Source organism: Pseudomonas sp. IT-P171 (assembly GCF_949767765.1).
Classification (GTDB): Bacteria; Pseudomonadota; Gammaproteobacteria; order Pseudomonadales; family Pseudomonadaceae; genus Aquipseudomonas; species Aquipseudomonas fluorescens_B.
On the sequence record NZ_CATKQN010000011.1, the window covers coordinates 744,665 to 757,043 of the forward strand.

General features: G+C 56.3%; 12 protein-coding genes. 4 read left to right on the forward strand and 8 right to left on the reverse strand.

All coding sequences use genetic code 11. From position 1 onward, the window contains the following. Nucleotides 1-91 precede the first annotated feature (91 nt). The 5 genes from ACM6I5_RS11840 to ACM6I5_RS11860 are packed head-to-tail and all read right to left on the reverse strand — an operon-like array spanning nucleotide 92 to nucleotide 5,516. Nucleotides 92-916 carry an HpcH/HpaI aldolase/citrate lyase family protein gene (locus ACM6I5_RS11840; RefSeq protein WP_017338942.1) on the reverse strand — a complete coding sequence of 275 codons (825 nt, stop codon included), beginning with the start codon at nucleotides 914-916 and terminating at the stop codon, nucleotides 92-94. Beyond that, the gene (locus tag ACM6I5_RS11845) at nucleotides 913-2,118 is read right to left on the reverse strand and encodes a CaiB/BaiF CoA transferase family protein (protein ID WP_414883885.1); all 1,206 of its coding nucleotides are present in this window, start codon (nucleotides 2,116-2,118) and stop codon (nucleotides 913-915) included. The genes ACM6I5_RS11840 and ACM6I5_RS11845 overlap by 4 nt, the downstream gene beginning before the upstream one ends. A 6-nt stretch (nucleotides 2,119-2,124) precedes the next feature. Next, nucleotides 2,125-3,477, reverse strand: a complete 1,353-nt coding sequence (locus ACM6I5_RS11850) for an MmgE/PrpD family protein (RefSeq protein ID WP_017338944.1) — start codon at nucleotides 3,475-3,477, stop codon at nucleotides 2,125-2,127. Between the two features lie 10 nt (nucleotides 3,478-3,487). Continuing rightward, nucleotides 3,488-4,648, reverse strand: a complete 1,161-nt coding sequence (locus ACM6I5_RS11855; protein ID WP_017338945.1) for an acyl-CoA dehydrogenase family protein — start codon at nucleotides 4,646-4,648, stop codon at nucleotides 3,488-3,490. A 40-nt stretch (nucleotides 4,649-4,688) separates the two neighbouring features. Continuing rightward, nucleotides 4,689-5,516, reverse strand: a complete 828-nt coding sequence (locus tag ACM6I5_RS11860) for a MaoC family dehydratase N-terminal domain-containing protein (protein ID WP_414883886.1) — start codon at nucleotides 5,514-5,516, stop codon at nucleotides 4,689-4,691. A gap of 131 nt (nucleotides 5,517-5,647) precedes the next feature. Between ACM6I5_RS11860 and ACM6I5_RS11865 the strand changes: the two genes are divergently transcribed. After that, a complete protein-coding gene (locus tag ACM6I5_RS11865) occupies nucleotides 5,648-6,535 on the forward strand; it encodes a LysR family transcriptional regulator (RefSeq protein ID WP_414883887.1) in 888 nt (295 codons plus the stop codon). A 41-nt stretch (nucleotides 6,536-6,576) separates the two neighbouring features. Here the strand turns inward: ACM6I5_RS11865 and ACM6I5_RS11870 are convergent, their stop codons facing one another. Next, the gene (locus ACM6I5_RS11870; RefSeq protein WP_017338948.1) at nucleotides 6,577-7,455 is read right to left on the reverse strand and encodes a LysR substrate-binding domain-containing protein; all 879 of its coding nucleotides are present in this window, start codon (nucleotides 7,453-7,455) and stop codon (nucleotides 6,577-6,579) included. A gap of 124 nt (nucleotides 7,456-7,579) precedes the next feature. On the opposite strand from ACM6I5_RS11870, the gene ACM6I5_RS11875 reads away from it, so the two are divergent. From ACM6I5_RS11875 to ACM6I5_RS11885, 3 genes are all read left to right on the forward strand, one after another. Then, nucleotides 7,580-8,956: an MFS transporter gene (locus tag ACM6I5_RS11875; protein WP_414883888.1), complete on the forward strand. Its 1,377-nt coding sequence runs from the start codon at nucleotides 7,580-7,582 to the stop codon at nucleotides 8,954-8,956. A 61-nt stretch (nucleotides 8,957-9,017) separates the two neighbouring features. Next, entirely contained in the window at nucleotides 9,018-9,431 is a 414-nt protein-coding gene (locus ACM6I5_RS11880) for an ester cyclase (RefSeq protein ID WP_017338950.1), read from the forward strand. Between the two features lie 95 nt (nucleotides 9,432-9,526). Next, the gene (locus ACM6I5_RS11885; protein ID WP_414883889.1) at nucleotides 9,527-9,787 is read left to right on the forward strand and encodes a DUF2790 domain-containing protein; all 261 of its coding nucleotides are present in this window, start codon (nucleotides 9,527-9,529) and stop codon (nucleotides 9,785-9,787) included. Between the two features lie 237 nt (nucleotides 9,788-10,024). On the opposite strand, the gene ACM6I5_RS11890 is transcribed toward ACM6I5_RS11885, so the two are convergent. Next, nucleotides 10,025-11,362 carry an MFS transporter gene (locus ACM6I5_RS11890; RefSeq protein ID WP_414883890.1) on the reverse strand — a complete coding sequence of 446 codons (1,338 nt, stop codon included), beginning with the start codon at nucleotides 11,360-11,362 and terminating at the stop codon, nucleotides 10,025-10,027. A 310-nt stretch (nucleotides 11,363-11,672) separates the two neighbouring features. Further along, nucleotides 11,673-12,239 (reverse strand): 2,4'-dihydroxyacetophenone dioxygenase family protein, encoded by a 567-nt coding sequence (locus ACM6I5_RS11895; RefSeq protein WP_144425261.1) that lies wholly within the window; start codon nucleotides 12,237-12,239, stop codon nucleotides 11,673-11,675. Between the last annotated feature and the right edge of the window lie 140 nt (nucleotides 12,240-12,379).

Sequence of the window (12,379 nt, forward strand, 5' to 3'; positions counted from 1 at the left end):
AACTCTGCTTATCCATTACGCATAGACCGGTAATCGGCCCAGACCGATCACCCATCTGGTTAGCGCGATTCGGCATCTGAGGCAAAACCGCTTACGACCTTTCATGAGCCAGCACCTGACGCGCACGGCGCAGTACCGGCGCATCGATCATCTGGCCATCAAGTCGAAACGCTCCGCCTTCATGTTCAGCCGCGGCCAGGACTTTGCGTGCCCACGCCAACTCCTCTCTAACCGGCGCAAATGCTTGCTGGACTGCTGCCACCTGTGCAGGATGAATACACAGCAAGCCATCAAAGCCCATACCGCGGGCGCGTCGCGCAGCGTGTGACAAACCATCGAGGTCACTGATGTCGGGAAAAACCGTATCGACCGGTGCCGCCAAACCTGCTGCCGCGCTTTGCAATACCAATTGATAGCGGACATGGTCGATGATCGTTGCGCCTCCTTCGGTACCTTTGATGCCCAGATCCAGGGCCAGATCCAGGCCACCGAAACTCAAGCGTTCCACCCCGGGGCCGCCAACGATTTGCTCTAGCGCAAGAAGTCCCTGGGCCGTTTCGATCAGTGGCCACACGGGTTTTGCGCAAACGGATAAGGCCTCGACCTGATCCACGCTTTCTGTTTTGGGCAGAATCACGCCGATGACCCCCGGATGCCGGGCACAAAATTCAATGTCGGCAGTATGCTCGGCATGATCAGGAGCATTAATGCGTACCATGACCCGCGCCTGGCAATGACTGCGTAGAAACTCCGCCAGGTTCTGCCGCGCCTGTTGTTTGAGCGGTTCTTCTACAGCGTCCTCAAAATCAACGATAACCCGCCCTGCTCCGCTGGCCAGCGCCTTGGCGAAACGCTCCGGGCGACTACCCGGAACGAACAGTGCGGTGACGATCGCAGGCCCATTTCGCTTGCTCATATAACCGCTCCCTGTTTCATCTTCGCGATTGCGTCGCTGGTGTACCCGAGCTCAATGAGTATGGCTTCACTGTGCTCGCCCAATGCAGGGACTGCGCCCATGCGCGGTTCGAACGCACTATTGCTCGCCGGTGGCAACAAAGCCGGCAACACGCCTGCCGGACTGCCGATATCAACCCAGCGTTTGCGCGCCTTGAGTTGGGGATGGTTCCACAACCCACGCATGTCATTGACGTTGGCGTTGGCAATTTGCGCACGATCCAGCCGCTCGACGATTTGCGTTACGTTTAAATCAGCGAAGGTGTCGATAATGATTTGTCGCAGCGCCTTGCGATTAGCCGAGCGTTTGACGTTGGCGCAAAACCGCTCGTCCTGTTTGAGAGTCGGCATCAGCAGAACCTGATCACAAAACGCCGACCATTCACGCTCGTTTTGCAGGCCCAGCATGACCGCCCCGCCATCACCGGCAGGAAACGGACCATAGGGGTAAATCGTTGCGTGGGAAGCGCCTGCGCGTGGCGGCGGTGCCGCACCGTCGTAAGCGTAATAGAGGGGGAAACTCATCCACTCGGCCAGGCTTTCAAGCATGCTGACGTCAACGCGGCTACCCTGCCCCGTACGTCCACGCAACAGGAGCGCCGACAGAACACCGCTGTACGCGTACATACCCGCCGCAATGTCTGCAATTGAACACCCGGCCTTTGCCATCTCGTCCTGACCCGCACCGCCCGTAACCGACAGAAATCCACTCTCGCTCTGAATCAACAAGTCATAAGCCTTCTTGTCCGAGTAGGGACCGCCCTCCCCGTACCCGGAAATATCGCAGACGACCAGTTGCGGGTACTTTTCGTGCAGTGCTTCAAAAGACAATCCCATCCGCGCCGCTGCGCCTGGCGCAAGGTTCTGAACCAACACATCGGCTTTAGCCAGTAGCGCGTCGAGAACGTTGTCGGCGCCTTCCGCTTTCACGTCCAGCGCCAGGCTCTCCTTGGAGCGGTTGCACCATACGAAGTGCGATGCCAGACCGTTGGTGCGCGTGTCATATCCGCGTGCAAAATCACCGACATTGGGCCGCTCGACCTTGATCACGCGCGCGCCCATATCCGCCAGCTGACGCGTGCAAAAGGGTGCGGCGATCGCGTGTTCAAGGCTGACGACCGTGATGCCGTCCAGCGGGCGCGGTCTATCAAAGTGCTGACTCATGAACGGCTACTCCGCGAAGGTGGACAGGTCTTGGGCTTCACGCAACGCCCAGACACGGTCAATCAGAAGGCTAGAGTCTTCAAGCGTTCGGGCTGCGGAAAACGCCAGTAACTGGCGGAATTTTTCCTCCAGCTCAGGCCGGGATAACGTGTTACCCGGATCGCCCTTAGGCTCATCGCAGCGGCCAAAGAGAACGCGACCATCGGTTGTGGTGACCTCTACACGGCCCAGCCAACGCTGGGGATAGGCTTGGTCGACTTGCAGGTCGAGTTCCATGCTGACGTTTTTGGCGAACGCGGCGACCTCTGGATCGGTCAGCGCCAGCCGGTCGAACTCGGTTAGCCCAGCCTTGGCGTGTACCGCAATCAAACCCAGCACGGTGCCCATGGAAAACTTGGCCTGGTGCACGGTTTTTGGCAGGACGACTCGGCCCAGCACGTCGATGGCGGCTTGATGGACATGCGTGACCACCTTGGCGATCTGCTCGTGGGTCAGGCTCTGCTCACGCATCAAGGCCAGCAATGCATCCGCGGCGGGATGGGTGTGGCGACACGAGGCGTGGAATTTGAAAGAGGTTTCAAGCAATGCCCAACGACTGCCCAGGCCCAGTGATAATTTGCTCGGATCGGCATCGCTGGACATGCCTGCAGCCATGCCTTGATCACCCTCCAGAATATTGCGTGCCCCGGATAGACCTTCTTCAGTCAAGTACGCGGCGAGCAAACCGTCAGCAGCGGCTTTGGCCGTGTGCAGTTGCTTGGAGTCTGCGGCATCGCGCAAGAACTCCCACAACCCGGCGGCCTGGGTGCCTGCCGTCCCCAACAGGTTGATGAACTGCTCCTCGTTGAATCCAAGCAGCTTGCCTACCGCCACCGCTGACGCCAGCGTACCGACGGTCGCGGTGGTGTGGAAAATCCGGTAGTGCGAGCGCCCCAGGAACTCACCGATACGAATGCCGGCCTCATAGCCGGCAACCGAGGCCAACAACAGGTCACGGCCGGATTTGCCGCGTTCCTGCGCGGCAGCCAACACCGCCGGAAATACCACGGTCGCCGGATGCAGCACCGAGCTATTATGCAAGTCATCCTGCTCGACCAGATGCGATGATGCACCGTTGACCAAGGCCGCAAAATACGCCGAAGTGCCGCGACCATTGACCAGTATTTTGGCGTTACCGTGCGCCGGTCCCATCTTTTGCGCATAACGCTCGAACAGCGGGATCGGGTGCGCGCCCTGGCTGGCAAACGCCGAACCGAGCCAGTCCAGGAACAAGTCTTCAGTGCGATCAAGAACACTGTCCGGGATGCTGGCGTACTCCAGTTCCGCGAGGAACTGCGCCAGTTGTTGTGTATGACTCATGACAGGCTCCTTAGAAACTGCGCGGCAGTTCGAGCAGATGTTCGGCAACGTAAGACAGGATCAGGTTGGTAGAGATGGGCGCTACCTGGTACAGCCGGGTCTCGCGGAATTTGCGTTCCACGTCGTACTCGCAGGCGAAGCCGAAACCACCGTGGGTTTGCAGGCAGGCATTGGCGGCCTCCCAGGAAGCCTTCGCCGCCAGGTACTTGGCCATGTTGGCGCTGGCACCGGCATTGATGCCGCTGTCGTATTCCTCACAGGCACGCCAGCGCATCAGGTCTGCGGCTTCGATTTCGATATGGGCTTCGGCAATCGGGAACTGCACCCCCTGGTTCTGGCCGATGGGACGACCAAACACTACTCGGTCACGAGCGTACGACGCCGACTTTTCGATAAACCATCGACCGTCGCCGATGCATTCGGCAGCGATCAATGTGCGCTCGGCATTCAAGCCATCGAGGATGTAGCGGAAGCCCTGGCCCTCTTCGCCGATGAGGCTGTCGGCAGGAATTTCCAGGTTGTCGAAGAACAGCTCGTTGGTCTCGTGATTGACCATATTTGCGATCGGCTGCACGGTCAGGCCGTTGTCGATGGCTTCGCGCAGGTCGACGAGGAAAATCGACATGCCTTCGGACTTTTTCTTCACTTCAGCCAACGGTGTGGTGCGCGCCAGCAGGATCATCAGGTCGGAATGCTGGATGCGCGAAATCCAGACTTTCTGCCCGTTGATGATGTACTTGTCGCCTTTGCGCACGGCCGTGGTTTTGATCTTGGTGGTGTCGGTTCCCGTGGTCGGCTCGGTAACCCCCATGGATTGCAGGCGCAACTCGCCATTGGCGAGCTTTGGCAGGTAGTAACTTTTTTGGCTCTCGCTACCGTGGCGCAGCAGGGTAAACATGTTGTACATCTGTCCGTGAATAGTGCCGGAATTACCGCCGCAACGATTGACCTCTTCCAGGATCACTGACGCTTCGGCCAGTCCGAGGCCGGAACCACCATATTCTTCGGGGATCATCGCCGACAACCAGCCGGCTTGGGTCATGGCAAGGACGAAGGCTTCGGGAAAGCCTTTGCGCTCATCGATTTCGCGCCAATACGCGGCGTTAAATTCCCCGCACAGCGCTCGCACACCTTCACGAATGGCATTGAGTTCTTCATTGTTGTTTTGCATATCTATCGCTCTCAGGGTGCTTGGAAGTGAGTCTGCCCACTCAGTCGAAAACCAGTTCGGCGATCTGTGCCAGACCACCGTCATTGCTCGCCCACAGTTGCGCACGGCCAGGCGCGAGAACGGCTCCACCGACGTCAAACGGCTGTGGAGCAATCAAAGGGCGCACACCGCGGAAATTGAACGCGCGTGGTTGGGCGTAAGGATGGGCACGCAGGAACGCTTGCAAATTCAGCGTTGCGATCAAAGGACCATGGACGACTTTTTCGGGGTAGCCCTCGACATCCACCACATAAGGCACGTCGTAATGAATACGGTGACCGTTGAACGTGATAGCGGAATAACGGAACAACATCACGGCGTCTGGGAAGACGGTTTCGTGCCATTGTGTGACCGGCGCGGGGTCACCGGGCGCGAGGTTCGGCGCCGTCATTTCGCGATAGACGATGTCCTGCTCTTCGCGAATGCACAGTTGCCCGCCCTGGGAAAATTCGTGGCTTACCGTCACGAAGAGCAATTGCCCGCTACGACCGTTTTTCTCCTCGATGCGGGTAATGGTCGACAGGCGTGAAGCTTCGGTTCCAGCGCGTAGAGGCTGGATGAATTCGACCCGGCTGCCGGCCCACATACGATTGCGCCGGGCCGCTGGCGGCAGGAATCCACCCCTCGCCGGATGGCCGTCCTCGCCCAAACCGGACGGCGCGACAGGCTCCTGAAAAAAGCACCAGTGCCACAGTGCTGGAAGTGCCGCCCCCGGCTTCAGCGGTGGCACGCCGAAAGTCGCAGCCACCCGTTTAAGCAGACTGGCGCCCAAATCGTCGGTCGCTCCTTCGGTGTTGCCGAGCCACGCTTTTAGGTCGTGATTACTCATCAAATTTGCATCCTCGGTATGTTGCGTTACGACCGATGATGCGAGTGGCGTGGTGTTCTGTGAATCTACTTTTCTTTAAGCCTTCGTTAAACCAGAATTAACACCAAAGACCATCAGAAGAGACTTGCGGCATGCACTTTGATTTGACTGATCTGCGCCTGTTCATTCACATCGCCGAAGCCGCCAGCTTAAGCCAGGGGGCTCGACGGGCATTTATGTCACCTGCTGCGGCAAGCGTACGTATCAAGGCGCTGGAGGCGCAGTTGAACAACCATTTGCTGTATCGAGACAGCAAAGGCGTCGAACTGACCGATGCGGGCAGCAAGCTGCTGCAACACGCACGGTTGATCATGCGTCAGGTGGGGTATTTGAAAACCGAGTTCACCGAGTTCGGCGCCGATTCATCCGGGCATATCCGTATTTTTGCCAATACAACGGCCGTCACGGAGTTCTTGCCCGAATTGCTTTCCGGATTCCTCGCACAACGTCCTGGCGTGACTGTGGACCTGCGGGAACGGTTGTCCCGCGACATCATTCGAGGCGTGCTCGATGGTTCGACGGACATCGGTATCATTGCCGGCCCGGTGACGGCGAAAAATCTGCAAGTGCTGCAATTCAGCACTGACCGACTGGTGCTCATAGTGCCCGAGGGGCACGAACTGACCCGGCGTAAACACATCAGGCTGCGAGATACCGTTGCCTTTCACCATGTCGGCATGCAAGAAGGCAGTACCCTTCAGGCATTTGTACGCGATAAAGCCGAATTGATGGGTGAAACTCTGGTCTGGCGAATTCAGTTGTCCAGTTTCGAAGCAGTCTGCCGCATGGTTGAAGCAGGCATCGGTATAGGTGTGATTCCGGAGTCCGCCGCCCTGCGCAATAGCAAAACCATGAAACTGGCCATTCTGGAGCTGGACGAACCCTGGGTGGTGCGCGACCGCAGTATTCTCATACGGGACTTCGATGCATTGCCAGGATGCGTCAAAGCACTGATCAGTCTCTTGCGAGAGCAACAATGAAACCAGGTTGCACGGTTCATCCGGCCGCGCAGCCTTAGACCTCAGGTCAAACTGGTTCCCGACATCAAGCCTTCGGTCAGCAACGAAACCAGAGGCTGGACCAGATGCTGCGTGCGCAACTCATCACCGATCACCGCCACTTCCGTCGTTGGCAACGTCGGTAATTTTTCCGAGGGTTCGACAATCCGCATGCCTTCCTGCAGGAATGAAGTGCCCAGCGCGGTAATGCCGAGTCCGGCCGCGACGGCAGCCTGAACCCCAATCAGGTTGCTGGCAAGACAAGCTGAAGACCATTCACGTCGTACCGACGCCATCGCTTCAATCATGATTGCGCGGTAGGCACACGGTGGTCGCATCATCACCAGGCGAACCGGGCGCGAGGCTTCGATTTCATAGTCTTTGGCAGCGATCCACACCAGCGGCTCGCGCCAAATGATTCGACCACGCTGAGCGCTGTTGCTGATCTTGCGTTTGGCAATCACTACATCCAGCTGGCCGGCTTCGTAGTCGTTCAACAGGTCGTTACTCAGGCCTGTTGTGAGTTCAAGCTGGACATCGGGGTAAAGCTTGCTGAACCGCGACAACAGCTTGGGCAACTGAGTGGGCACGAGATTTTCCGAGATCCCCAGACGTAGCAGGCTTACCTCCGCGGGTTCCCTGATTTCCCGAACGAAACTGTCGAAGTGCACCATCATCTTGCGCGCGCCGACCAGCAGGCGTTCGCCGTCCGGCGTCAGGGTCAACGCACGGCTGGTACGTTCGAACACTCGCAGGCCCAGCACTTCTTCCAGGCGGATGATCTTCTGGCTGACCGCCGATTGCGACCGGGAAATCACGTCGGCCGCGGCAGTAAAACTGCCGGTTTCCGCCACGGCGATGAACGCCCGCAACAAATCGATTTCAACGTCTCCAGCTTGCATGATGAATTCGCCTTTCTACTAGATACCATTAACTTTATGCGTTTGAGTTCTTGATAGCAAACTCCGAATATCGGGTCATGAAGCCAATCGAGTTGGCCCGACAAACCGGATCAGGAGCGTGTGGATGAATGAATCAGAATCCAGGCCCTCGGTCATGAAAGTGATATCCAACGCACTTGTGCTTATGGCAGTAGCACTTGGATTCGTCATGGCCATGCTGGATGTCACTGTGGTGAACGTTGCGCTGTCGGATCTGCAACGCGAGTTCGACGTACCCTTATCCTCCCTGGTTTGGGTCATTGATGCTTATACGCTTACATTTGCTTCATTCCTGCTGCTGGGCGGTGCGCTGGCAAACATGCTCGGAGCCAAGCGGGCTTACATGCTCGGCCTGGCCTGGTTCATTCTGGCCTCTTTAGGATGCAGTCTGGCCACATCTGCGCCGGAGCTGATCGTAGCCCGTTTCATGCAAGGCATCGGTGCCGCGCTGTTCATGCCAAGCTCCTTGAGCCTGCTCAGCGAAGTATTTCCTGATCGCAGTGTGCGTATGCGAATGGTTGGAATCTGGGGCGCCATCGTCGGTACGGCAGCAGGAACCGGACCATTTGTAGGCGGTGTACTCGTCAACACCCTGGGCTGGAGAAGCATTTTCTATTTGAATATACCGATCGGCATCATCGGTATTCTCCTGTCCCAGTGGACATTGTCCGCTTCTGCTCGCCGCCCGGTCAGCTTCAACCCCAGCACGCATTTGCTGATTATGCTCGCATTGGGCGGTGCCAGTTTCGTGCTCATTGAAGGCCCCACGCTCGGCTGGCGCGCCACGAGCAGCCAAATTGCACTGGCTGTTACGGTAGTAGGCGGATTGGCCGTGGTCTGGCGGGAAAAAGTCTCGGCAGCGCCAGTCATCCCGATCCAACTGCGGGGCAACAAAAATTTTTGGACCCTCAACGGGCTGGGGTTTCTGATCAACTTCGTCTTATTTGGCGAGATCTTCTTCATCAGCCTGTTCCTGCAACAGTTCCATCACACCACGGCGCTGCAAACCGGCACTTGGATGCTACCGATCATGGGCGTGGTGCCGATCATCAATTACGCCTCAGGACATCTTTCACACCGGTATGGCGAGCGTTTGGTAATGCTTTGCGGGTTAGGCATTGGGGTAGCAGGCGCCCTTGCCACGGCCTTGATCGGCGGTAAGGCGGCCTATGTCTGGATAGCCCTTGGCGCAGCACTGTGCACGGGCGGCATGGCGTTAGCGATACCGGCAGTCATCAGCACAGTCATGCATGTGAGCGGTGCCCTTAACTCCAACGTGGCCGCCGCCGCGCTTAACGCAAACCGCCAGATCGGCGCACTCACTGGTGTGGCGGTGATCGGGATTTTGCTGCACGCCGTCAGCGACTGGAACCTCTCAATACGGTTCGCGTTTGCCCTTGATGCCTGGGTTCTGATCGCCGCACTGGCATTGGTTTATCGGTCAAGAACTCTGACCCACTGATATCTGTTTTGCGTCACCACTGAAGCGGGCTGTAAGGCCCCAAAAAACCGAGGAACCCAAGATGGCAGACAATAAAGCTGTAGAAATTGTTGAAAGCTTCTGGCGTGAAGTCTGGCAGGCGAGAGACCCGCAAGCCGCCGCACGCTTTGTTGCAGAAGACTTCATTATCACGTCGGGCGGTGTCGATATTGTCGGACGTGAAGCCTTTATTGAGTGGATTGGAGTTTTCCTGTCGAAGATTGAAGACTTCACGTTTGGCAGTATCGAAACCTTTCAAAATCATGAAGGTACTCGAGTGGCTTCGCGCTGGAAACTCGCTGGAAGAAACCAGGGGTTCATTGGCGGTCGTTCATGCCGCACACCTTTTGAAATGCTCGGTACCGCGGTTTGGGAGGTTCGTCCAGACGGCTTGCTGGCGCATAACTGGGTTGAGCGTAACTCGCTCGAAGTCCATCGCGACTTGATGGCTCTATAAGGTCGTCACACGACGGCACTTTTGTCTCGAAAACTCCCTCCGCTCTTGTCCACGCAACAAAGTTGAGGGAGTCATTTACCAATGAGGATACGTTAATGAAGAATTATCTTCCGTGGATGACGCTCGTCTGTGCTTTTTCTGTCATGGCTCAACAGGAGCACAATGAGGGTCCGATAAAAGTTGAGCAATACCACTATGGAATGCAATTGGATATCGCCAGCGTCATCTCCACTACGACGCCGGCAGACAAATGCAACGCATCACCGGTCACCATGATTTATCGCGACTCCGAAGGCCGTCTCAAAGGTCTTGAATACATCGTTCTGTCGTCGGACTGTGCAGCTGCAAGCGGCTGAAATCACCTCGCTACCTGAATGAACTCCTACTCGCTTGCAGAAACAAGAACAAGAAAGCAAGCACCCTTCCCCCCCTTCTTCGACATCCCCCTCATTCCTTTCCATTCGATGGCTATATGGAACCGCGTTGTGTCCGAAACTCAAAGTGACCGCGATGTTCCGAGGGACACAAGCACAAAAAAATCGCCGAGCACAGCTCAGCGATTTTATCGTTCAATCCTGTTTGAACCCGCAGTTTTATACTGCCGGTACTTGCGCACCAAGAACCGGTTCGATGCGCGGGGTACGCACCATGCACATCATGATCAAAATCCCAAGCAGCAATAATCCGGTGACGGCGTAGAGCCCATAGGCAAAACTTCCGGTAGCTGTTTTGATGGCTCCCATCAAGTAAGGCCCCACAAAACCGCCCACCATGCCAACGGTATTCACGTAAGCAATGCCACCGGGCGCGGCGCCAGCCGGCAAGTAACTCATGGGCATGGCGAGGATTATCGGCATCGCCGAAAACACGCCGAGTGCAGCCAAGGTCAGCCCGACAATACTCAAGCCAAAATTACCTTGCACAAAAGGCAACATCCCGAAACCGATGGCAGCCATTAATGAGCACACTGAAATATGCGCGCGGCGCTCCAAACGTCGATCGGAATGCCGGGAGATAAGGATCATGCCAATCGTGGTGATGCTGTAAGGCACCATCGCCCACAGGCCGATTTCAGTCCCCGTGGTCAAGCCGGCTTCACGCAGCATCATGGGCATCCAGAAATTCACCGCGTTGTGCCCACAAACAATGGTGAACCAGGTTATGGCGATAAGATGGATAGTTGGCCCGCGCAACGCGCCGATAAAGCCGTCATCACGCGCTGGCTGGAAACTGGCCAGATGACCGATCACTTTGACTTTTTCATCGGCTCGCAACCACCTGCAGGTGGCGGGACCATCAGACAGCAACCACAGCGCCAAGACCCCCAACACAATCGAAGGAATGCCCTCAATGACAAACAACCATTGCCAGCCTTGCAGCCCGGCCGTGCCCTGGAATACGTCGAGAATCATCCCTGACAAGGGCGCTCCTGCTACGCCAGCGATGGCCGAACCGCAAAGGAAAATGGCGGCCATCTGCGCCCTTCGAGCCGGAGGAAACCAAAAAGTCAGGTACAGCAGTACCCCAGGGGCAAAGCCAGCTTCGAATGCCCCCAGCAGTAAGCGCATCAGATAAAACGAAGTTGGGCTTTGGACCAGCATGGTGCAGCAAGAGACAAAGCCCCAACCGATCATGATGCGGGCAATGGTGATGCGTGCACCGAGGCGTTTCATCAGCAGGTTGCTGGGGATCTCGCAGCAGATGTAGCCAAAAAAGAAAATTCCGGCGCCCATTCCGTATACGGCGTCGGTAAAGTTCAGGTCTGCCTTCATATGCAGCGCGGCAAAGCCAACGTTAACCCTGTCCAGGTAGGCGAACACATAACAAATGAACAAAAAGGGCATCAACCGCCAGGCAATCTTGCGATAGACGGGATCGTTATCATCGATCTGCGGCGCAACGCCATTAGCGTTGGAGGGTGTGGAATGCATGGATTGAATCTCCTGCTGCTATTGTTATTGGATGCGGAAGAGTTACGTTGATGAATGTTTGTCTCTTTTGCAGTCAAAGCGGTTGGGCAAGTGCATCCAGATCCATGGAAGTTCGAATACGTACAAGCCGCGAACAAAATGAATAAACGTCAATTCATTTTAAGCTCGCGGCCGGGCCAGATTGTTCGCAAAGTGCTCGTATTAACTCGACACTGTAATCACCGGATAACGCGATGCCGTCATCGAGACTTTCAATCCGATGCCAATTAACGCTTTGGAACTTTTCTTAACCGTTATTTTTCAAGTCGGATCAGCGAATGAACTGGTCGGCGTAATCAGCACCCAACCCGACGGATTCGTAATGACGACGGGCACTTTCCAGTTTGGTGTATACGTCCTCATAGTCCAGCGCCTTGCCGTAAGGATCGACATAGACGTAGTTGCCGGTCACGTGAAACAGCGTGATCATTTCGGTCACGTCTTCCGGCACAACCAATGTATGGGTCTCTCCTGGTGGTTCGAAGGCATAGCTGCCCTCGGTAGCGACCCATTCGTGTTCAAGATAATGCCAATGGCCGCGCAGGGTAATCGCATGCACCGGCCCACCATGTCGGTGACGGGAAAGAACACCGGCACGACGCACGCGGGTCAGATTGACGAAGTAGCCGCCCGACAAACTCAGGATCAACGGACGAAACCATACGCCTTCAGCTTGTGGCACCCACTCTCGTTCGTCACAGTCAAGATTCAGTGCGCCTGGCAGCAAAAAATCCGCCGGCATTCCTGCCGGTTGATCAAACTGATAAGGCACTTTGGATTGATCGCCACGCGCGGCCGTCATCACGGGTCTAGCCAAACTTGTTTCTTGTGCAGTCATTTTCAGATCACCTCACGGTCAAGCATTTAGCAAATACGATATCGCTATCGCAAACATCATAAAGTTTGCATTTAACATGCGAACTCCCCCAATGAGCGCACCCAATAGGAGCACACTCAAAAAAGATCAACTTAACTTTT

What these genes read in the sequence shown, in the direction of transcription:
- ACM6I5_RS11885 (WP_414883889.1), top strand. Translation starts at nt 9,527, where the DNA reads ATGAAGAATTATCTTCCGTGGATGACGCTCGTCTGTGCTTTTTCTGTC.
- ACM6I5_RS11880 (WP_017338950.1), top strand. Translation starts at nt 9,018, where the DNA reads ATGGCAGACAATAAAGCTGTAGAAATTGTTGAAAGCTTCTGGCGTGAA.
- ACM6I5_RS11845 (WP_414883885.1), bottom strand. Translation starts at nt 2,118, where the DNA reads ATGAGTCAGCACTTTGATAGACCGCGCCCGCTGGACGGCATCACGGTC.
- ACM6I5_RS11895 (WP_144425261.1), bottom strand. Translation starts at nt 12,239, where the DNA reads ATGACTGCACAAGAAACAAGTTTGGCTAGACCCGTGATGACGGCCGCG.
- ACM6I5_RS11855 (WP_017338945.1), bottom strand. Translation starts at nt 4,648, where the DNA reads ATGCAAAACAACAATGAAGAACTCAATGCCATTCGTGAAGGTGTGCGA.
- ACM6I5_RS11860 (WP_414883886.1), bottom strand. Translation starts at nt 5,516, where the DNA reads ATGAGTAATCACGACCTAAAAGCGTGGCTCGGCAACACCGAAGGAGCG.
- ACM6I5_RS11875 (WP_414883888.1), top strand. Translation starts at nt 7,580, where the DNA reads ATGAATGAATCAGAATCCAGGCCCTCGGTCATGAAAGTGATATCCAAC.
- ACM6I5_RS11865 (WP_414883887.1), top strand. Translation starts at nt 5,648, where the DNA reads ATGCACTTTGATTTGACTGATCTGCGCCTGTTCATTCACATCGCCGAA.
- ACM6I5_RS11890 (WP_414883890.1), bottom strand. Translation starts at nt 11,362, where the DNA reads ATGCATTCCACACCCTCCAACGCTAATGGCGTTGCGCCGCAGATCGAT.
- ACM6I5_RS11850 (WP_017338944.1), bottom strand. Translation starts at nt 3,477, where the DNA reads ATGAGTCATACACAACAACTGGCGCAGTTCCTCGCGGAACTGGAGTAC.
- ACM6I5_RS11840 (WP_017338942.1), bottom strand. Translation starts at nt 916, where the DNA reads ATGAGCAAGCGAAATGGGCCTGCGATCGTCACCGCACTGTTCGTTCCG.
- ACM6I5_RS11870 (WP_017338948.1), bottom strand. Translation starts at nt 7,455, where the DNA reads ATGCAAGCTGGAGACGTTGAAATCGATTTGTTGCGGGCGTTCATCGCC.